Annotated in this window: 21 protein-coding genes; 14 read left to right on the top strand and 7 right to left on the bottom strand. The window is 42.5% G+C overall.

Annotated features, from left to right (window positions below; all coding sequences use genetic code 11):
• Positions 1-95: 95 nt before the first annotated feature.
• From atpB to adhP, 10 genes are all read left to right on the top strand, one after another.
• Positions 96-971, top strand: a complete 876-nt coding sequence (gene atpB, locus MKI85_RS07945; RefSeq protein WP_100242265.1) for a F0F1 ATP synthase subunit A — start codon at positions 96-98, stop codon at positions 969-971.
• 84 nt (positions 972-1,055) lie between these two features.
• On the top strand, positions 1,056-1,301 hold the full coding sequence (atpE, locus tag MKI85_RS07940; RefSeq protein WP_000424060.1) for a F0F1 ATP synthase subunit C: 246 nt from the start codon (positions 1,056-1,058) through the stop codon (positions 1,299-1,301).
• 38 nt (positions 1,302-1,339) lie between these two features.
• On the top strand, positions 1,340-1,810 hold the full coding sequence (locus MKI85_RS07935) for a F0F1 ATP synthase subunit B (protein WP_241626617.1): 471 nt from the start codon (positions 1,340-1,342) through the stop codon (positions 1,808-1,810).
• Positions 1,811-1,822: 12 nt separating this feature from the next.
• Positions 1,823-2,359, top strand: coding sequence for a F0F1 ATP synthase subunit delta (locus tag MKI85_RS07930; RefSeq protein WP_241626615.1), 537 nt, complete (start codon positions 1,823-1,825; stop codon positions 2,357-2,359).
• Between the two features lie 42 nt (positions 2,360-2,401).
• Complete coding sequence (gene atpA, locus MKI85_RS07925) at positions 2,402-3,946, top strand: F0F1 ATP synthase subunit alpha (protein ID WP_241626613.1); 1,545 nt, start codon at positions 2,402-2,404, stop codon at positions 3,944-3,946.
• 84 nt (positions 3,947-4,030) lie between these two features.
• On the top strand, positions 4,031-4,900 hold the full coding sequence (gene atpG, locus MKI85_RS07920) for a F0F1 ATP synthase subunit gamma (protein WP_241626611.1): 870 nt from the start codon (positions 4,031-4,033) through the stop codon (positions 4,898-4,900).
• A gap of 29 nt (positions 4,901-4,929) precedes the next feature.
• Entirely contained in the window at positions 4,930-6,324 is a 1,395-nt protein-coding gene (gene atpD, locus MKI85_RS07915; protein WP_241626609.1) for a F0F1 ATP synthase subunit beta, read from the top strand.
• A 17-nt stretch (positions 6,325-6,341) separates the two neighbouring features.
• The gene (locus tag MKI85_RS07910) at positions 6,342-6,761 is read left to right on the top strand and encodes a F0F1 ATP synthase subunit epsilon (RefSeq protein WP_241626607.1); all 420 of its coding nucleotides are present in this window, start codon (positions 6,342-6,344) and stop codon (positions 6,759-6,761) included.
• A gap of 84 nt (positions 6,762-6,845) precedes the next feature.
• On the top strand, positions 6,846-7,145 hold the full coding sequence (locus MKI85_RS07905; RefSeq protein ID WP_241626605.1) for a hypothetical protein: 300 nt from the start codon (positions 6,846-6,848) through the stop codon (positions 7,143-7,145).
• 181 nt (positions 7,146-7,326) lie between these two features.
• Positions 7,327-8,358: an alcohol dehydrogenase AdhP gene (gene adhP, locus MKI85_RS07900; RefSeq protein ID WP_241626604.1), complete on the top strand. Its 1,032-nt coding sequence runs from the start codon at positions 7,327-7,329 to the stop codon at positions 8,356-8,358.
• Between the two features lie 56 nt (positions 8,359-8,414).
• On the opposite strand, the gene MKI85_RS07895 is transcribed toward adhP, so the two are convergent.
• From MKI85_RS07895 to MKI85_RS07880, 4 genes are all read right to left on the bottom strand, one after another.
• Positions 8,415-8,990, bottom strand: coding sequence for a hypothetical protein (locus MKI85_RS07895; protein WP_241626602.1), 576 nt, complete (start codon positions 8,988-8,990; stop codon positions 8,415-8,417).
• Positions 8,991-9,143: 153 nt separating this feature from the next.
• Positions 9,144-9,557 carry an RcnB family protein gene (locus MKI85_RS07890; protein ID WP_241626600.1) on the bottom strand — a complete coding sequence of 138 codons (414 nt, stop codon included), beginning with the start codon at positions 9,555-9,557 and terminating at the stop codon, positions 9,144-9,146.
• 173 nt (positions 9,558-9,730) lie between these two features.
• On the bottom strand, positions 9,731-10,276 hold the full coding sequence (locus MKI85_RS07885) for a glutathione peroxidase (RefSeq protein WP_241626598.1): 546 nt from the start codon (positions 10,274-10,276) through the stop codon (positions 9,731-9,733).
• A 105-nt stretch (positions 10,277-10,381) separates the two neighbouring features.
• Positions 10,382-11,140 carry an AraC family transcriptional regulator gene (locus tag MKI85_RS07880; RefSeq protein ID WP_241626596.1) on the bottom strand — a complete coding sequence of 253 codons (759 nt, stop codon included), beginning with the start codon at positions 11,138-11,140 and terminating at the stop codon, positions 10,382-10,384.
• Positions 11,141-11,239: 99 nt separating this feature from the next.
• Between MKI85_RS07880 and MKI85_RS07875 the strand changes: the two genes are divergently transcribed.
• Positions 11,240-12,169: a DMT family transporter gene (locus MKI85_RS07875; protein WP_241626594.1), complete on the top strand. Its 930-nt coding sequence runs from the start codon at positions 11,240-11,242 to the stop codon at positions 12,167-12,169.
• A 383-nt stretch (positions 12,170-12,552) separates the two neighbouring features.
• Here MKI85_RS07875 and MKI85_RS07870 read toward each other — a convergent pair whose 3' ends face one another.
• Genes MKI85_RS07870 through MKI85_RS07860 form a run of 3 tightly spaced genes read right to left on the bottom strand, consistent with a single transcriptional unit; the run spans position 12,553 to position 15,474 of the window.
• On the bottom strand, positions 12,553-13,122 hold the full coding sequence (locus MKI85_RS07870) for a Sua5/YciO/YrdC/YwlC family protein (RefSeq protein ID WP_241626592.1): 570 nt from the start codon (positions 13,120-13,122) through the stop codon (positions 12,553-12,555).
• 38 nt (positions 13,123-13,160) lie between these two features.
• The gene (dprA, locus tag MKI85_RS07865; RefSeq protein WP_241626590.1) at positions 13,161-14,306 is read right to left on the bottom strand and encodes a DNA-processing protein DprA; all 1,146 of its coding nucleotides are present in this window, start codon (positions 14,304-14,306) and stop codon (positions 13,161-13,163) included.
• A 13-nt stretch (positions 14,307-14,319) separates the two neighbouring features.
• Positions 14,320-15,474, bottom strand: a complete 1,155-nt coding sequence (locus tag MKI85_RS07860; RefSeq protein WP_241626588.1) for a LysM peptidoglycan-binding domain-containing protein — start codon at positions 15,472-15,474, stop codon at positions 14,320-14,322.
• Between the two features lie 119 nt (positions 15,475-15,593).
• On the opposite strand from MKI85_RS07860, the gene def reads away from it, so the two are divergent.
• From def to MKI85_RS07845, 3 genes are all read left to right on the top strand, one after another.
• Positions 15,594-16,124 carry a peptide deformylase gene (gene def / locus MKI85_RS07855; protein WP_241626586.1) on the top strand — a complete coding sequence of 177 codons (531 nt, stop codon included), beginning with the start codon at positions 15,594-15,596 and terminating at the stop codon, positions 16,122-16,124.
• Positions 16,125-16,217: 93 nt separating this feature from the next.
• Positions 16,218-16,649 carry a DUF2946 family protein gene (locus tag MKI85_RS07850; RefSeq protein ID WP_241626843.1) on the top strand — a complete coding sequence of 144 codons (432 nt, stop codon included), beginning with the start codon at positions 16,218-16,220 and terminating at the stop codon, positions 16,647-16,649.
• Positions 16,650-16,718: 69 nt separating this feature from the next.
• Positions 16,719-18,734, top strand: a complete 2,016-nt coding sequence (locus tag MKI85_RS07845) for a TonB-dependent copper receptor (protein WP_241626584.1) — start codon at positions 16,719-16,721, stop codon at positions 18,732-18,734.
• Positions 18,735-19,303 lie beyond the last annotated feature (569 nt).

Here is a 19,303-nt window from a genome sequence, read left to right as displayed (position 1 = left end):
TAAATTGAAAAGTTTTTTTGGAGATAAGCGAGATATCACGCAGCATGCGATATTCGCTTACTCTATTTGTATTTGACATTGACCAGGTGTGATTTATGGCTGCTGAAGAACATGCCCTTACTTCGACCGAGTATATCAAGCATCACTTGACCAATATGACCTATGGCAAAATGCCAGATGGTACGTGGAAATTGGCCGAGAACGGTGCTGAAGCTCAACAGATGGGGTTCACTGCTATTCACTTGGATTCAATGGGTTGGTCAATCGGCCTTGGTGTCATTTTCTGCTTGTTATTCTGGATCGTAGCGAAAGCTGCAAACTCTGGTGTTCCAACCAAGTTCCAGTCTGCAATCGAAATGATCATTGAGTTTGTTGACTCAAGTGTCCGTGACACTTTCCATGGCAAATCACGCTTAATCGCTCCGCTAGCTTTAACCATCTTCGTGTGGATTTTCCTCATGAACTTGATGGATTTGATTCCAGTTGACTGGATTCCTTATGTAGCTCAGCACGTTGGTGCAAGTGTATTTGGTATGGACCCACACCACGTTTACTTTAAGATTGTTCCATCTACAGATCCTAACATTACCCTTGGTATGTCTTTATCTGTATTTGTGCTTATCTTGTTCTACAGCATCCGTGAAAAAGGTGTTGGCGGTTTCGTTGGTGAATTGGCACTTAACCCATTTAACCCAAGTAATCCAGTTGCAAAAGCGTTGCTTATTCCTGTGAACTTAATTCTGGAATTAGTAACTTTCCTTGCACGACCAATTTCATTGGCTCTACGACTATTCGGTAACATGTATGCGGGTGAGTTAATCTTCATCTTGATCGCGTTACTACCGTTCTGGATCCAGTGGGCGTTGTCTGTGCCTTGGGCGATCTTCCACATTCTTGTTATTACGTTACAAGCGTTCATTTTCATGATGCTGACTATCGTATACTTGAGCATGGCAAGCGAAAAACATTAATGGTATTGCCTAACTATCACCGGATGGTTGGGCTTAAAATTTTTTACTTTAATTTGGTATAAACCTAACCTCTGAGGAATTATCATGGAACTCACTTTAGGTCTAGTTGCAATTGCATCTGCTATCTTGATCGCTTTCGGTGCTTTAGGTACTGCGATTGGTTTTGGTCTTTTAGGCGGTCGCTTCCTTGAAGCTGTTGCTCGTCAACCAGAATTGGCTCCACAACTTCAAACTCGTATGTTCTTAATCGCGGGTCTTCTTGATGCTGTGCCTATGATCGGTGTTGGTATTGGCTTGTTCTTCATCTTCGCTAATCCATTTGTAGGTTAATCAGCTTAATTCCTAAATTAAACTATTGAGGAATAGCAATGAATATCAACCTCACATTGATTGGCCAAGCAATTGCATTTGCAATCTTCGTTGCATTCTGCATGAAGTTTGTATGGCCACCACTAATCAATGCGATTAGTGAGCGTCAGCGTAAAATCGCTGATGGCTTAAATGCTGCTGAAAAAGCTAAAGCTGACCTTGCTGATGCGCAAGCACAAGTAAAGGCAGAATTAGACGCAGCTAAAGCACAAGCGGCTCAATTGATCGAACAAGCGAACCGTCGTGCAGCACAATTGGTAGAAGAAGCTCGTACTCAAGCTGCTGCTGAAGGTGAGCGTATTCGTCAACAGGCTAAAGAAGCTGTTGATACAGAAATCAATTCTGCTCGCGAAGAATTACGTCAACAAGTTGCTGCCTTGGCAGTTACTGGTGCGGAGAAAATCCTTAACCAGCAAGTTGATGCAGAAGCTCACAATGCCATGCTTACTCAGCTGGCTGCTAAACTTTAAGCGAGGCGGAATATGGCTGAACTCTTGACGTTGGCTCGCCCATACGCAAAAGCAGCATTTGCTTACGCATCTGAGCAAAATGCAACTGACAACTGGTCAAATGCATTAGAAGTGCTTAGTGCTGCGGTACAAGACGAAGCATTTTCAGCTTATTTAAATCGCCCTGAGCTTACTCCTGCTGAGCAGGTCAGTATTTTCGCAAAAGTATTAGGCGAAGACCAAACTGCAGCAGTGTCAAACTTTTTGACATTGCTTGCTGAGAATGATCGTTTGGTTCTTCTTCCTGAAATCGCTGCAGAATACGAACAGCTCAAATCACAGAATAACAACACTGTGGATGTTGTAATTGAATCAGCATTCCCAATGTCTTCTGTTCAAGAACAATTACTTGCACATGCATTAGAGAAAAAATTCGAAGCAGCAGTAAATGTGACTGTAGAAGTTAACCCTGCGCTTATTGCAGGTGTAGTTATTCGTGCAGGCGACCAAGTGATAGATGATTCTGCGCTTAACAAGCTTGAAAAAATGCGGACACGTCTTCTTGCTTAATAGCAAAAAGACTGAACTATTAAAAGATTGAGGTATAGCGCAATGCAACAACTGAATCCATCCGAGATCAGTGCGCTCATTAAACAGCGTATCGGCGATCTGGACACCAGCGCGACCGCTAAAAACGAAGGTACCATTGTTATGGTATCCGACGGTATTGTGCGTATTCACGGCCTTGCTGATGCAATGTACGGTGAAATGATCGAATTCGACGGCGGCTTATTTGGTATGGCACTGAACCTAGAACAGGATTCAGTGGGCGCCGTTGTTTTAGGTAACTACTTAAGCCTTCAAGAAGGTCAAAAAGCTCGTTGCACAGGTCGTGTATTAGAAGTTCCAGTTGGTCCTGAACTTCTTGGCCGTGTGGTAGACGCTTTGGGTAACCCAATTGATGGTAAAGGCCCTATTGATGCAAAACTTACTGATGCTGTTGAAAAAGTAGCACCAGGCGTAATTTGGCGTCAATCAGTAGACCAACCTGTACAAACTGGTTATAAATCAGTTGATACAATGATTCCTGTTGGTCGTGGTCAACGTGAGTTGATCATTGGTGACCGCCAAACTGGTAAAACAGCTATGGCGATCGATGCGATCATCGCGCAGAAAGATTCTGGCATTAAGTGCGTATACGTAGCTATTGGTCAAAAACAATCGACTATCGCGAACGTAGTACGTAAGTTAGAAGAAACTGGCGCTATGGCGTATACAACTGTTGTTGCTGCTGCCGCTGCTGATCCAGCTGCTATGCAGTACTTAGCTCCGTACTCGGGCTGTACAATGGGTGAATACTTCCGTGATCGCGGTGAAGACGCGCTTATCATTTATGATGATTTGTCTAAGCAAGCTGTTGCTTACCGTCAAATCTCATTATTGTTACGTCGTCCACCAGGTCGTGAAGCGTATCCAGGTGACGTATTCTATCTACACTCACGTTTATTAGAACGTGCTTCACGTGTATCTGCTGACTACGTTGAGCAATTCACTAAAGGTGAAGTTAAAGGCCAAACTGGTTCATTAACTGCATTACCGATTATTGAAACTCAAGCTGGTGACGTATCTGCATTCGTACCAACGAACGTAATTTCGATTACTGACGGTCAGATCTTCTTAGAAACTTCATTATTCAACGCTGGTATCCGTCCTGCTGTAAACGCAGGTATTTCGGTATCGCGTGTTGGTGGTGCTGCACAAACTAAGATCATCAAAAAATTGTCAGGTGGTATCCGTACCGCTCTTGCGCAATACCGTGAATTGGCTGCGTTTGCTCAGTTCGCTTCTGACCTTGACGAAGCAACTCGTAAACAACTTGAACATGGTCAACGTGTAACTGAGTTAATGAAGCAAAAACAATATGCTCCTTACTCAATTGCTGACCAAGCTGTTTCAGTTTATGCATCTAACGAAGGTTACATGACTGACGTTGAAGTGAAGAAAATCGTAGACTTTGATGCTGCGTTAATTGCTTACTTCCGTTCTGAACATGCTGCGTTAATGCAAAACATCGATGCTACTGGTGATTTCAACAAAGACATCGAAGCTGAAATTAAAGCAGGTATTGAGAAATTCAAAGCGACTCAAACTTACTAATTTAGCATTAGCTGGTTAGTCTAGTTTGGTTCACGGATCAACCTTCGAAAGCTCGAAAGGGCTTTCGAATACTAGGTTAAGCGTATGGCAAATTTAAAAGAAATTCGCGCCAAAGTAGCTAGTATCAAGTCGACGCAGAAAATTACGCGTGCGATGCAGATGGTAGCTGCTTCGAAAATGCGTCGTGCGCAAGAGCGCATGGCTGCAGGCCGTCCGTATGCCGAAAATATGCACCGTGTAATTGCTCACTTGGTTCAAGCGAATCCTGAATACAAACACCGTTATATGGTTGAACGCCCTGTAAAGCGCGTTGGCTATATTGTGGTTTCTTCAGATCGTGGTCTTGCTGGCGGTTTGAACATTAACTTGTTCAAAAAAGTTGCTAAGCATGTACAGGAACAGCAAGAGCAGTCAATTGAAGTTCAATTTGCTTTAATTGGTCAAAAAGCGGTTTCGTTTTTTAAAAACTACGGCGGTAAAGTGCTTGGAGCAACGACTCAGATCGGTGATGCACCGACTCTTGAACAGTTGACAGGTTCTGTGCAAGTTATGCTTGACGCATTTGACAAAGGCGAACTCGATCGCATCTATTTAGTGTCAAATGGTTTCGTCAATGCAATGACACAGAAGCCTACAGTAGAACAACTTGTTCCACTTGCTCCAGCAGAAGACAGCGACAGCCTTAACCGTCAATACGGTTGGGACTATATCTATGAACCAGAAGCAGAAGACTTGCTGAACGGTTTATTGGTTCGCTATATCGAGTCTATGGTTTATCAAGGCGTGATTGAAAACATCGCGTGTGAACAGTCTGCTCGTATGGTTGCAATGAAAGCTGCAACTGATAACGCAGGTGACTTGATCAAAAGCCTACAACTCATTTACAACAAGCTGCGTCAAGCCGCGATTACTCAGGAAATTTCTGAGATCGTTGGTGGTGCCGCTGCCGTTTAACATTATTAGTTTGAATTGAGGAGACAGCAATGAGTAGCGGTCGTATCATTCAGATCATCGGCGCGGTAATCGACGTCGAGTTTGAACGTAATAGCGTTCCTAAGATCTATGACGCTCTCCATGTTGATGGCACTGAAACTACATTAGAAGTTCAGCAACAACTTGGTGACGGTGTTGTACGTACAATTGCGATGGGATCTACTGAAGGTCTTAAACGTGGTTTAAACGTAACTAACACAAATGCACCAATTTCTGTTCCAGTAGGTACGGGCACACTTGGCCGTATCATGGACGTTCTTGGTCGCCCTATCGATGAAGCTGGTCCAGTAGCAACTGATACTACTTGGGCAATTCACCGTGCAGCGCCTTCTTATGCTGAACAAGCTGGTTCTACCGACCTTCTAGAAACTGGTATTAAAGTCATTGACTTACTATGCCCGTTCGCGAAAGGTGGTAAAGTTGGTCTGTTCGGTGGTGCGGGTGTTGGTAAAACCGTTAACATGATGGAGTTGATCAACAACATCGCTAAAGCGCACTCAGGTTTATCTGTATTCGCTGGTGTTGGTGAGCGTACTCGTGAAGGTAACGACTTCTACCACGAGATGAAAGATTCTAACGTTCTTGACAAAGTAGCAATGGTTTACGGTCAGATGAACGAGCCACCAGGTAACCGTTTACGCGTAGCGTTAACTGGCTTGACTATGGCTGAATACTTCCGTGACGAAAAAGACGAAAACGGTAAAGGCCGTGACGTATTATTGTTCGTTGATAACATCTACCGTTATACACTAGCAGGTACTGAAGTATCAGCACTTCTAGGTCGTATGCCATCTGCAGTAGGTTACCAACCGACTCTTGCAGAAGAGATGGGTGTTCTTCAAGAACGTATTACATCGACTAAGTCTGGTTCGATTACGTCTATCCAAGCGGTATACGTACCTGCCGATGACTTAACAGATCCATCGCCTGCGACAACGTTTGCTCACTTAGACGCAACTGTTGTATTAAGCCGTGACATCGCTTCTCAAGGTATTTACCCTGCGATCGACCCACTTGACTCTACTTCACGTCAGTTAGACCCATTAGTAGTTGGTCAAGAGCACTACGGTATTGCTCGTTCAGTTCAAAACGTTCTTCAACGTTATAAAGAATTGAAAGACATTATCGCGATCTTGGGTATGGACGAATTGTCTGAAGAAGATAAATTGGTTGTTTACCGTGCGCGTAAAATCCAACGTTTCTTCTCTCAACCGTTCCACGTAGCTGAAGTATTTACTGGTGCTCCTGGTAAATATGTACCTCTTAAAGAAACGATTCGTGGCTTTAAAGGTATCTTGGCTGGTGAATACGACCACCTTCCAGAACAAGCGTTCTACATGGTTGGCGGTATTGACGAAGCGATTGCTAAAGCTGAGAAACTCTAATTTAAGGAGATCATCTCATGTCGACTATGCAATGTGATGTGGTAAGTGTTAAAGAGTCAATTTACTCTGGCACGATCAGCATGCTAATCGCTAAAGGTGCGGGTGGTGAATTGGGTATTATGCCTGGTCATGCGCCACTTGTAACTTTACTCCAACCTGGCGCGATTCGCGTGATTTTGGAAAACGGTACAGAAGAGATCGTCTATGTATCTGGTGGTGTGTTAGAAGTTCAACCGCACGTTGTTACGGTTCTTGCAGATACTGCAATCCGTGCTGACAACTTAGATGAAGCAGCAATTTTGGAAGCTCGTAAACAAGCTGAACAATTGTTAGCAAATCAAAAGAGCGATTTGGACTCGGCTGCTGCGTTAGCTGCTTTGGCAGAAACTGCGGCTCAGCTCGAAACTATCCGCAAAATCAAAAACCGCGCAATGTAATTGACGGTTTGAGATTGAAAAAGCCACCGAAAGGTGGCTTTTTTTATGCTATAAAATCGTATTGGTTAAATTCGAGTCTATCTCATGCAGCTCATAGAACATGCTCCACATTTTTGGGAACTCTATCAGGACGATCAACAGCTCTATCTAGCGATTGCTGTGGATATGAGTTCGGTGGTGTCGTGTTGGGAGTTGGTACTCACCCAGCAGCAAATCCAGAATTATTGGCAACAAGGGTGTGACAGTATTCATCATTTAGCCAAAACGATTATTGATGCAGTTTATCGAGGTGATTTTAGTTATCTAGAGCAGCATCAAGTTTCTGAAGAAGTGAAAGCTGCGATACAAAATGCTTTCTTACATTGGCGTGCGCAAAATCACTAAGTGACTTTAGAATTTAGCCATATTCTTGCTATGTATGAATGATTGCTGGATCTAGCTTAGTTACCAAAATTTGATCAAAAAACATACCAAATACTTACCATTTTTCTCCAATTTTTATGCTATTGATGAATAAGTTTGCTTCATAAGCACTTTACTCAAGTTGAGTACATGGAGAATAAAAATGGCAAATACAATGAAAGCTGCAGTTGTGACTGCATTTAATCAACCTTTACAAATTCAACAAGTCGAAATTCCTAAAATCAGTGCAGGTAAAGTGCTGGTAAAAATGATTGCAACGGGCGTTTGCCATACCGATTTACATGCCATGCATGGCGATTGGCCGATTAAACCGAGCCTACCTTTTATTCCGGGTCATGAAGGAGTGGGTGAAGTGGTGGAAATTGGGGAAGGTATTCAGCATTTACATGTGGGTGATCTGGTAGGGATTCCGTGGCTATATTCCGCCTGCGGGCATTGTGATCACTGTTATGCGGGTTGGGAAACCCTATGTAAGCAACAACAAAACTCTGGCTATTCTGTGAATGGAAGTTTTGCGGAGTATTGTCTTGCTGATGGAGATTATGTCGGGGTGATTCCTGCGGGAGTTGATCTACTAGAAATTGCTCCGATTTTATGTGCAGGGGTGACGGTTTACAAAGGGTTGAAAATGACCGAAGCCAAAACAGGGGATTGGGTGGCGATTTCAGGCATTGGCGGATTAGGGCACGTTGCTATTCAATATGCGAAAACCATGGGCTTTAATGTTGTTGCGATTGATGTGGATGATACAAAACTGGATTTGGCAAAAGAGCTGGGTGCCGATGTAGGTATTAATGCCTTAAAGGTGAATGTGAAAGATGAAGTGCTGAAGGCCACTGGAGATGGCTGTCATGGCGTGCTGGTCACTGCGGTTTCTCCGAAAGCCTTTGAACAAGCAGTTTCTATTGTGCGACGTGGTGGAACCATGGTCTTGAATGGTCTTCCTCCAGGAAAATTTGATCTGTCCATTTTTGATATGGTACTCGATGGGATTACCGTACGAGGTTCGATCGTGGGGACACGCTTAGATTTGAAAGAAGCGTTGGATATCGCTGCACGTGGAAAAGTGAAGGCACATATTCATGTTGAGCCTCTGGAAAATATCAATGATATTTTTGAACGGATGGAGCAGGGCAAAATAGATGGGCGAATTGTGATTGATTTTAAGCTTTGATATAGCTTGCGGATCAGCCCAGTATAGGTTGCTGGATTGATCCATTTCATTGATATTTAGCTATGACTTACTGATGAGTCTTGTTTTAACAAGAGCATCTTGGCAAGGTTCAGCATTTCGGATTGAACCAGTGTGATTTGTTGTTCAATTTTCGCTACATCGACAGTTTGTAGATCGACTTTGCCATTTAGGTAAGGTAAATCCAACACTTGTTGATTGGTGCTCATGATTTTTTCACGAATCGATTCAATTTCCTGACTTTTTAAATTCAGACTACTTAACGCGCGATTGAAATCCGTGAGTTGCTGATGTAATGCATTCACAGCTGTTTGTAGTGACTGTTGATCTTTATCTGCCAAAGCTTGTTCTAATGCTGTTTGTGTACTTTTAAGCTGCTGAACATAGTCACCCGCTTTCAATTGCATGTCCGCCACATCGCTGACCACATACAACATATTGCCACTTTTTAATTCTGTGCTTGCCTCATTTGTACTTGAGGCAATTACTTCTTCTACATCTGAAGAGTTTGCTGCGACTTCTGTATGTTCTGTGGCCTGATCGCAGCCGATTAAACTTAATCCCGCTGTGAAAATGGCAAAAGGAAGTAAGGCACCTTGCAGATTTTTTTTCATAATCTTGGACAATCTCAATCTAGCGTTATATCAGGGTAAATGGGATTATAGAACGCGCCTTTTACTTTCTAAAGTCAGGCTGCAAAGCAACAACAAAAAGTTGGCGTGTATAAAAAAGAGTGCAAAGTGCACTCTTTTTTAAACTCTATGCGCTTACATGCCTGGAACAATTTTAATAATGTTATGGTTCAGCATATTGGTTAATACATAATCACCATTTACATGAATCCATTGCTCATTTTTACCTGGTTTATATAACTTTTTATGTTGATGGTAATCTACATAATAGCCTTTGCCACGGTATTGTGACGGAACAGGATTACCTGCTTTCCAAGCAGTCGATGGGCGAGTAGGCTTGTTGTAACCTGCCTTGTTATTTGAAGCTTTGTGTTGATCTTGTGCATGGTGACTTGAAGAGTCGTTATGCGTGTATTTGTGATTCGCATCATTATGGTTTTGAGTGGCATGTTGCTTATTGTCATGCGAGTTTTGTGGTGCAGCGAACGCAGGTGCTGCCACTAATGCAGTCGATAATGAGAAAACCACAGCCTGTACTAAACGATTCATGATCTACCTTTAACGCTATCTATCTTGTTCTATTGTTGTTATTAAAGCAGTAAGTAACTGAGTTGGTTTGAATTTAATGTTGTAATAATATTAAAACCATGAAGGAATTAAGTAGATTGACTTAACACTATCAGAAAGCAAAATACTCACTTTCTGATCATGCTGTCACAATCTTATTTCTCTAGTTCAGCCTGAATTGCATCGACAAGACGTGGGTCATCTGCGGTAATGTCTGGTGCAAAGCGTGCCACGATTTGTCCTTGTTTATTCACTAAAAATTTCTCAAAGTTCCATAGGACTTCTGGTGGCTCATTTGGGGTTAAGCCATAATCGACTAAATCTTTCCACCAAGGACCTTCACCAATACGTTCTGGAATCGCCTCAATTAAGGTTTGGTATAATGGGTGTTTGTCTTCACCTGCCACCGAGATTTTAGAAAAGAGTGGGAAATCAATCTGATAGTTGACTGAACAAAACTCTTGGATTTCGCTGTCGCTGCCTGGTTCTTGTGCCAAGAAATTATTGGCAGGGAAGCCCAAGATTTCTAAACCTTGATCTTTTTGTTGCTGATACAACTTCTCTAAACCTTCATACTGTGGGGTTAAACCACATTTTGATGCCACATTCACAATCAGCAGCACTTTACCTTGATATTGATTCAAGGTCACGTCTTGGCCTTGGATGGTTTTTACAGGAATATCGTAAACAGACTGGCTCATATACAGATCCATTGATTTTTTATTGGGTTTCCATGTTGTAACGAGAATTGGCAGGAACTGCAAGATGAATCCTGTACCTAAATCGAAAAAGTTGCAGTCGCTGGCTTATACTTCACGGATTTGAGCTGGGGTTTGCCCTGTATAACGTTTAAAGAACTCAATAAAACTGGAGCTGTGTTGGTAGCCCAGATCATAAGCCAATTTTTTCACCGTCGATCCCGCGTGCAGTTGCTTCATGGCATACAGGATTTTAGCGCGATTCCGCCATTCGACCAGACTCAATTGTAATTCCTGTTGGCTCAAACGTAACAAATGTCTTTCCGTGAAGTGAAAGTCATTAATTAGTTGCTGCAGACTTAAGGCAAAATGTTCTGGATTGCCCAATTGCTGCAAGATTGGTTTTAACACTGCATGTTGCGTTTGTGGAAGATAGTGTTCATAGGCTGGTGCAGTACGGAGTTGATCTAGGAGCACACAGAGCAAATGTTGGTATTCGGTAGAGTGGAGTGGGCTTTTTTGGCGTAGAACTTCTTTGATTAAATGTCTCAGAAAAGGGCTAATTTCGACTGTCTTGGTCTGGGTAGGGAACAGCTTACACAGTTCAGGATGCAAATGAATACAAATATAGTGGGTGGTTTCTAATTCGCGGGCAAAACAGGCATGTGTAGTGTGTGCGGGAATCCACAGCCCGTAGTTAGGTGGAGATAAATAGTGCATTCCTTCAATTTCATAGTCTAAAATTCCATTCAAGCTAAAATTGAAATCGCCCCAGATACATGAATGTGCAGCAACCTCATCATTGTATTCATAAAAATATTCATGCACTTCCATCCATTCAGATAGGGCGGGTTGTTGATGCTGCATGGCTGATTATCACCGTATCAATGTCTGAAAAACCGTATTTTTATTATTTCAGACTTTTAGCACAATAGCAGTATTAGATGAGCGAAGATGAGTCAGCAGATGCAGCAAAATAGATGGGTGAAATTGGCAGTGCTGTTGCCATTGATTGCAGTTTTTATTTGGTCATTGAATATTGCAGTCACACGCTATGTCGCAGATTATATTTCGCCTGTGAGCATCAGCTTCTATCGATGGCTGGTGGCTTTTGTGGTGCTGACGCCTGTAATGCTGCCCAAAGTTTGGCAACAGCGTCAGCTGGTTATGTTGTATTGGAAACAATTTGCGGTGTTAAGTGCTTTTGGCATGCTGCTTTATCAGGGTTTAGCTTATAGTGCAGCGCATTACACTACTGCCACCAATATGGGCATTATTAATGCCTTCATTCCGATCTTTACCATCTTCGTTTCCATTCTCCTCCTCAAGGAGATCCCGAGTCTATTTGCTATTTTGGGCAGTATGATTTCATTTCTGGGTTTGATGTATGTGATTGCACAAGGAAATCTCGCGGCTTTGCTACATTTAGGTGGGCACTGGGGAGATTTGTTGATGGTGATTGCAGTGTTCTTTTATGCCTTTTATGGCGTGTTCCTGAAAAAATGGCAGCTTAAAGTCCCGCTGATGATTAGCCTTTATGTCCAGATTGGATTTTCCTTAATTTATCACTTGCCATTTGTACTGTGGTTGGGCATCGACCGCTTAGATATGCAGAATAGTGCCAGTGTGTTCTATGCAGGTTTGTTTGCTTCTTTAATTGCACCTTGGGTGTGGATGTTGGCAGTGCAACGTTTGGGTCCTAATCGTACCAGTATATTTATGAATCTGATGCCGATTTTCACAGCTATTTTGGCTTATTTTTGGTTACATGAAGCTTGGACCATCCACCATAGCATCGGTGGAATTATTATTATTACGGGCATTGCAATGGCGCAAATGAAATCAAAAAAGCACGAGACGAGTGTGATTGAGTCGCCAAATGTGATTAATAAATAGACAAACAGGTGTTATAGTGAAAATATTTTTCTTAGACTAAACCACCAGTTATAAGTGTAAAAAAGTATACTGTCAAATGATTATTTATTTAAAAATATTTTAAAAATAGGGGGATAGTTTGACTTTTTGAATAAATTTCGCATTTTAATCATGGATTTAAGCAATAGTCTGCATTAAATAATCTATTTGTGTTTTTATTTGGAATATTAGATAATGTTCACATCAAGAATGACTAGTTAAGTATTTCTTAATAATACTTTAATTCTGGCATTCAGCAAGATTTTCGAACCCTCTGGATGTGATTAACACACATCCTTTTTATGCTCAATCAACCTATTTGATTGAGCTTTTTTTTGTCAAAAATTTCATGCAGACGCTGATCATTAGGCACGAATGATCTGTCCTGTTTCAGCATCCAGAATACGGCTCGGCTCTTGGCTTGAGCCTAAGTCGCCATTTAAATAATTCAATTGTTGACCGAAATACTTACTGGCCTCTTGCAGTGAGCGGGCAGGTTCGAGCCCAGCAGGATTGGCACTGGTTGAAACAATAAAACCGTTAAATGCGTTACAGAGTGCGACACATAAAGGATGAGTGGTGACACGGATTGCCACTTTAGGGTGATTGCCTTTAATCCAGACTGGAATATCGTCACTGGCGGGAAGTAACCATGTGGTCGCGCGTTCAGTGGGGCTGCGATTACTCCAAGAGGCGATCACGGTATTGCGCATATCTGGTGTCAATCCTGCCAAGAGGTGCTCGACTTGGCTAATATGTCCAGCCAATAGAATGACGCCTTTTTCAATGGGGCGTTGCTTCAACTTTAAAATTTCATTAAATGCAGTTTCGTTATGAGGATCACAACCTAAACCCCAAACAGCCTCTGTCGGGTATGCCAAGACATGTCCGCAGTGTAAACTTTCGGCAGCTTCAGCAACAGAGGTGGTAATCATGTTCGTGTCCTATTTTGAGCAAAGGCTTATTCTGCACCTTATTGAATAGGACGACAACGCAAAAACACCCCAGATTGTTGCATGCATAAGCCTAAAAGTTCTAATTCCATCAACTGCGCGGTCAGAGTTGCGGCATCTTGCTGCAAGTGGATGGCTAAATGATCTAAAGCTGCACCTGTCCAGTCCAGTTGATTATACAGTGGCATCAAATGTTCAGGGATTTCAGGCTTTACGATGGGTGAAGTTGTAAGAGATTCATCATGGGCTTGCTGCTGTGCTTGCCATTGTGTTGGTAAGGCGAGGTCTTCTAACACTTGTTCAGGATGATCAACCAAAATCGCTCCTTCACGAATCAATTGATGGCAGCCCTGATGAAACTCACTATAAATATGTCCAGGAATGGCGAAGACCAGTTTACCTTGTTCTGCTGCCAGTTTTGCAGTAATGATTGAACCACTATTCAGACTGGCTTCCGCAACAATTACACCTAAAGAGAGGGCGCTGACAATTCGATTGCGTCGCGGGAAATGATGCTGAAGAGGTGGGGTGTGTGGCAAGAACTCAGTAATGATCGTACCTGACTGCTGTAAAATCTGTTGTCGCAACTGTTGGTGTTGTGAAGGATAAGTTTGATCTAAACCAGTGCCCATAACCGCTAGGGTACGCTGGTGAGGCAAAGCACCTTGATGTGCAGCTTCGTCTATGCCTTGTGCCAAACCACTGTTAATTACAAAGCCTTTTTCGCTTAAATAGTAAGAAAAGTCATAGGCAATTTGTCGCCCATGCGGGCTGGGTTTACGACTACCAACAATGGCAATTTGCGGTTGCATCAAGAGTGATAATTGACCTTGTCCAAACAAAATGGGTGGTTTATCGCTGTAGGGCAGCAGTTGTCGTGGATATTCTGGATCTTGGTAACACAAGATAAAATCAGCGTGTTGCTGAATATTTTCAATGATGCGTTGAAACTTACTTTGTTCAGCGGGCGTGTAAAATTGTTGCGCACGTTGCAGATGATTTTTATGTAAACCGAGACCTGGCCAAAGCAGCAAGCTTTCAGGTTGAATGGCATTGTGAATACTTCCAAAATGCTGTTCGAGCTTATAAAAACTGCTGAGCGAGTGCTGAACCAAATACCACAAGGTAATGGTGTCCATTTGTACTTGTGATAATGGTTTCAGCATGGGTTACTCCGAATTATTCGTCCATTAATGGCGGTTGAATTGAAGCCCCGATTTTGACTGGTAATGAACTATCCAATACATAAGCATAACTAAAATGATCAAAAGTCTTGAAGACCATCAGGTTACCAATTTTTTGCCCCGGCAATTGCACCATTTCTTTGGTTTTCGGGTCTCGAACCTGTTCACCTTTTTGGTTGATGCTAAATACGTGACCGACTTGAACGCCTTCAAGATTCCCACGGTCAATGGTGACGACACTATGTTTGGCTGCCGTACCAATTGAACCCATCACCCGCACAATTTGTCCACCTACGGTGACATCTTCTGCCATGGTCGGGTAGAACAGGGTCGGTAGCATTGGGTCATATACAGGCAAGACGCGATCGCCACGACGGACTTCTGCATTAAAGCTGTCGGTTAACTCAATCGTGGTAATGTCATTTTCACTTGCCACCGCGACGCCAGTTGCAACTTGATTTAACTCAAGACCTGCATCGTATTTTTTCCCTTTGGGGTTCAACAAGGTGTACGGGTCGCCTTCACGATAGACCGCATATTGTTGACCGACCTCTAAACCATTGCCACGTGCATAAATGGTTTGTCCTTTACCTGCTAGAACGCGTTGATCAGCCGTACCCAGAACATACGGAGTATTGGCAATTGATTCAGGTGCAATAATAGTCGAGTGTTCTAACCACTGTTTAATGTTTTCCAGTGGAATCACAGGGATGGCATTATTTAAAGATTCAACACGAACCTGTGGTTGTAGTTTGGTACCGCCTGCATAACGACGAATAATGCCGTCACAGCCGTCACCTTCATCTTTACCAATCAATGGCTTGCCTTGGTAGCTACACAGAAGCAGCTTGTCACCAGGGAAAATCCAATGTGGATTTTTTACGTGACGGTTGCTTGCCCAAATTTCAGGCCAGCGCCAAGGCTTGTCTAAGAATTTTCCAGAAATATCCCAAAGGGTGTCCCCCTTTTTGACCACATAAACTTGTGGTGCCCCCGCTTTTAACGAGGGTGGATTGATGTTACGCGCTGGTGCAGCTTCAACCACTGCGATAGAACCAACACTGATTGCCAAACCGACAGTCAGTGCCAACAATTGCTGTTTAAACCCCAAGGCACTAAAAGATGGCATGCCCTTCAAAACCTTTTTCATTATCATAATTCCTAAAATTATGTATGTAATTTACGTTATAATAACGATATTACACACATTTTTTTGATGAAGCATTCCTTCATTTGGTTTTTTGATCAATGGCATAAGTGAGGACGTTTATGGCCTTATTACCTATTTTAAGTTTCCCCGATCCCCGTCTTCGTACCATTGCACAACCAGTCGAAGAAGTTACTGATGAAATTCGTCAGTTAGCGGCAGATATGTTTGAAACCATGTATGAAGCGCCAGGCATTGGTTTAGCCGCTACCCAAGTCGACCGCCATATTCAGTTGATTGTTATGGATCTTTCTGAACATAAAGATCAGCCTATGGTGTTCATTAACCCCAAAATTACCCCATTGACTGAAGAAACCCAGCCTTATGAAGAAGGCTGTTTATCAGTGCCTCAAATATACGACAAAGTTGAGCGTGCGTCACGTGTAAAAATTGAGGCAATTAACCTTGAAGGTCAATCCTTTACATTAGAAGCAGACGAACTTCTCGCTGTTTGTATTCAGCATGAAATGGATCACTTAAACGGCAAATTATTTGTTGATTATTTATCGCCACTAAAGCGTCAGCGTGCGCGAGAAAAAGTGGAAAAAGTTACGCGTCAGCGCCAAAAAGAGAAAGTGGCAGTCAAGCGCTGATAATTTTTCCCGTTTAAAATCATCTTTAAGTATGAACCCAATTTCGATTGGGTTTTGTTATACTGGCGCCGCACAAATTGCAGGATGATTTTTTTGCTTTTCCGTGGTGGTTTACTGCTGGCATGTGCCGCAGTTTTTTTACAGATTGCTGTATTTTTGCAGCCTTTGCTGCCGAAGCAATACCAAGTTGCTCCGGTCTGTGAAACCATTACGCGTGCATTATTACTCCCTTCTCAAACGGCACACGCCGAGCATACTTCACTTGCACAACATGATCAGCATTCGCATATGCGCATGCAGCATCAAGAGCAACCTGTGCATGATCATCATGATGCCAAGCATCAATGTCAGTACTGCACTGTATATGGCAATTTGGTCTTGCCGCCAGAGCTTGAAATCAAATCAGTCTTAGATCGCATTCAGGTCCGCCTGATCGCTTTGCAGCGTGCCTATCGTCATGTCTGGTTTGTTCTGCAGCAACTGTTCCTGATTCCGCAAGGACGGGCACCGCCTCTCTGGGCATAAATCCGCTTTATCTCGCTTGGGTCGTAGGTACTTGAGCACAGTGTTATTTATGTTTTATGAGAGATTGATATGGCTCAGCCAAAATTGTTTTTACAGCCTTTGTCGGCTGCGATTTGTGTCGCGTGTTATTCAGCTACAGCTGTGAGTGCAGAAGTAGAAACTACTCAATTTTTAGCTCCCATTGTGGTAACAGCCCAGCAAGGCAATGATGCCAATGGTTTGATCGTGCATGCTGATCCAAAACAGCCGACACAGCCTATTCCTGCCGTTGATGGTGCTGCCTATTTACAAAGTATTGTTGGGTTTAATCAAATTAAAAATGGGGGAGCCAACGGGGATGTGACTTTCCGTGGCATGTTTGGTTCGCGGATTAAAATTTTAACCGATGGCACGGAAAATTTAGGAGCATGTCCGAGTCGTATGGATAATCCAGCATCTTATATTTCCCCAGAAAGCTATGACAAAATTACCGTGGTAAAAGGACCGCAAACGGTACAATATGCGCATACTGGTTCAGCTGCGACTGTGATTTTTGAGCGTGAGCCTGAGAAATTGAGCAGTGCAAAACCTTATCGTGGGCAAGCCAGTGTCATGATGGGTTCCTATGGACGTTTAGATCAGAATATTGAAACTGCTGTGGGGGATGAAAGCAAATACGCGCGTTTAAATGCCAATCGTTCAGTTTCAGATAGTTATCAGGATGGTGCTGGTAATAGGGTTCCATCGGATTGGGAAAAATGGAATGCTGATCTGGCTTTAGGCTGGACACCGAATGCTGACACTTGGGTAGAACTGAAGGGTGGCAAGAGTGATGGAGAGGCAGTCTATGCTGGACGGACGATGGATGGTTCCAAGTTTGCGCGAGAAAGCTTAGGTTTACATGTTGAAAAGAAAAATATCAGCGAGGTGATTCAGAAGGTCGAGGCACAAGTCGACTATAGCTATAACGACCATGTGATGGATAATTTCAGTCTTCGTAAATTCACTCCTGTTGATGGTATGTCAATGCCGATGGCATCGAATGTAGCTCGAAGAACATTAAACTCTCGCGTAGCAATAACAACAGAATGGGATAATTGGAGTCTAGTCTCTGGTGTTGATGCACAGAATAATAAGCATAGCGCTCGTAAAGGGATGGTGAATACTTATAAAGATAAACCGAGAGTGACCGACATGGATTTTGAATCTTATGGTGCTTTTGGTGAATTAAGCTATCAATTCAGTGATCAGAATAAGTTGGTCACAGGGGCGCGTATTGATCAAACCCAAATTGATAATCTGAAGACGGATACGGAACGTAAAGAAACGTTACCGAGTGGATTTTTCCGCCTCGAAAGCCAACTTACAGATCAGCTGAAAAGCTATGCAGGCTTGGGCTATGTTGAGCGTGTGCCAGATTACTGGGAATTATTTAGTACCCAATATTATCAAACAGGGACCACCTTCGATCATTTAGATAATGAAAAAACCACGCAGTTTGATGCAGGCTATCAATATGAACAGGGTGCATTTAAGTCATGGGCTTCAGTTTATGTAGGGCTAATTCAAGATTACATCTTAGTAGCATATACGCCGACAGGTAAAATGGGGAAATTGGAAGCCAAAAGCCGTAATGTCGATGCGACCATTGCAGGGGCAGAAGCAGGAATTGGCTATCAGTTGACGGATCAGATTCAAGCCGATGTCAGTGCAATGTATGCGTGGGGTGAAAATACCACAGACCATTCTGCATTACCGCAAATTGCGCCGTTAGAAGGTCGTTTCAATTTACGTTATGTCCAAGATAAATATAATGTTGGTTTCTTATGGCGAGTGGTTGCAGCGCAAGATCGTACCAGTTATCGCGAAGGTAATATTATTGGCTATGATGTGGAAGACAGCAAAGGCTTCGGCACATTGTCTTTAAATGGGACCTATAACTTGCAAAAAGGCGTTGATCTTTCTGTTGGTGTAGATAATGTCTTTGACAAAAATTATGCCGAACATTTGAATAAATTGGGAAGTTCGGGCTTTGGTTATGCAGCAACAGAACAATTTAACAATATTGGACGTAATTATTGGGCGCGTATCAGTATGAAATTCTAAAGAAGCCTACATGGTAGTGAAAAGCAGAGCTTAGGCTCTGCTTTTTTTAATTGAGTTAGATCACTTTGACGATGTCTATGTAAAAGCAGTAAGCATCAATAATATGACTGTTTCGATTCAACTCGAGCAAATGAATAAATCAAAAAGCGCTTATTCCTAAAATTAGAGTGAGCTGTTCTTCAAGCCAATATTCAAAGTACATCAATAATTTTTAAAAGATGAGAACGTTAAAAGATAAAGACTCAGTTCCGAGTGACTCAGTGCAGCGTAGAGCGAGTTTACAGGTTGTCTTTTTGACTTTTTTAATCGATTAAACAGAAGAAGAGACTATAGATGATTGGCTATATCCTTTAAATGAGACAAAACTTCTGGCAGTTTTAAGGTGAATCTGAAGATGTTGCTGATGGAGTCAGAGAATATTTACTGTGATCAGGTTTTTGCTCAGTTAAATACTGATGCTAAATTGAACAGAAAAGAGGTTTTTACAGTAAAAAAAGCCATTTTTGCTGATTAAATGAACGAGCGAACGGTTTTTTATAAAATAAACCAAAATAGGGGTTGTAACGGAT

The sequence above is a fragment of the Acinetobacter zhairuonensis genome, assembly GCF_022601715.1.
Lineage (GTDB): Bacteria > Pseudomonadota > Gammaproteobacteria > Pseudomonadales > Moraxellaceae > Acinetobacter.
The sequence above is the reverse complement of the archived record's forward strand: the minus strand, read 5'-3'. Positions and strand labels throughout refer to the sequence as shown.

What these genes read in the sequence shown, in the direction of transcription:
- atpB (WP_100242265.1), top strand. Translation starts at nt 96, where the DNA reads ATGGCTGCTGAAGAACATGCCCTTACTTCGACCGAGTATATCAAGCAT.
- atpE (WP_000424060.1), top strand. Translation starts at nt 1,056, where the DNA reads ATGGAACTCACTTTAGGTCTAGTTGCAATTGCATCTGCTATCTTGATC.
- MKI85_RS07935 (WP_241626617.1), top strand. Translation starts at nt 1,340, where the DNA reads ATGAATATCAACCTCACATTGATTGGCCAAGCAATTGCATTTGCAATC.
- MKI85_RS07930 (WP_241626615.1), top strand. Translation starts at nt 1,823, where the DNA reads ATGGCTGAACTCTTGACGTTGGCTCGCCCATACGCAAAAGCAGCATTT.
- atpA (WP_241626613.1), top strand. Translation starts at nt 2,402, where the DNA reads ATGCAACAACTGAATCCATCCGAGATCAGTGCGCTCATTAAACAGCGT.
- atpG (WP_241626611.1), top strand. Translation starts at nt 4,031, where the DNA reads ATGGCAAATTTAAAAGAAATTCGCGCCAAAGTAGCTAGTATCAAGTCG.
- atpD (WP_241626609.1), top strand. Translation starts at nt 4,930, where the DNA reads ATGAGTAGCGGTCGTATCATTCAGATCATCGGCGCGGTAATCGACGTC.
- MKI85_RS07910 (WP_241626607.1), top strand. Translation starts at nt 6,342, where the DNA reads ATGTCGACTATGCAATGTGATGTGGTAAGTGTTAAAGAGTCAATTTAC.
- MKI85_RS07905 (WP_241626605.1), top strand. Translation starts at nt 6,846, where the DNA reads ATGCAGCTCATAGAACATGCTCCACATTTTTGGGAACTCTATCAGGAC.
- adhP (WP_241626604.1), top strand. Translation starts at nt 7,327, where the DNA reads ATGGCAAATACAATGAAAGCTGCAGTTGTGACTGCATTTAATCAACCT.
- MKI85_RS07895 (WP_241626602.1), bottom strand. Translation starts at nt 8,990, where the DNA reads ATGAAAAAAAATCTGCAAGGTGCCTTACTTCCTTTTGCCATTTTCACA.
- MKI85_RS07890 (WP_241626600.1), bottom strand. Translation starts at nt 9,557, where the DNA reads ATGAATCGTTTAGTACAGGCTGTGGTTTTCTCATTATCGACTGCATTA.
- MKI85_RS07885 (WP_241626598.1), bottom strand. Translation starts at nt 10,276, where the DNA reads ATGAGCCAGTCTGTTTACGATATTCCTGTAAAAACCATCCAAGGCCAA.
- MKI85_RS07880 (WP_241626596.1), bottom strand. Translation starts at nt 11,140, where the DNA reads ATGCAGCATCAACAACCCGCCCTATCTGAATGGATGGAAGTGCATGAA.
- MKI85_RS07875 (WP_241626594.1), top strand. Translation starts at nt 11,240, where the DNA reads ATGCAGCAAAATAGATGGGTGAAATTGGCAGTGCTGTTGCCATTGATT.
- MKI85_RS07870 (WP_241626592.1), bottom strand. Translation starts at nt 13,122, where the DNA reads ATGATTACCACCTCTGTTGCTGAAGCTGCCGAAAGTTTACACTGCGGA.
- dprA (WP_241626590.1), bottom strand. Translation starts at nt 14,306, where the DNA reads ATGCTGAAACCATTATCACAAGTACAAATGGACACCATTACCTTGTGG.
- MKI85_RS07860 (WP_241626588.1), bottom strand. Translation starts at nt 15,474, where the DNA reads ATGAAAAAGGTTTTGAAGGGCATGCCATCTTTTAGTGCCTTGGGGTTT.
- def (WP_241626586.1), top strand. Translation starts at nt 15,594, where the DNA reads ATGGCCTTATTACCTATTTTAAGTTTCCCCGATCCCCGTCTTCGTACC.
- MKI85_RS07845 (WP_241626584.1), top strand. Translation starts at nt 16,719, where the DNA reads ATGGCTCAGCCAAAATTGTTTTTACAGCCTTTGTCGGCTGCGATTTGT.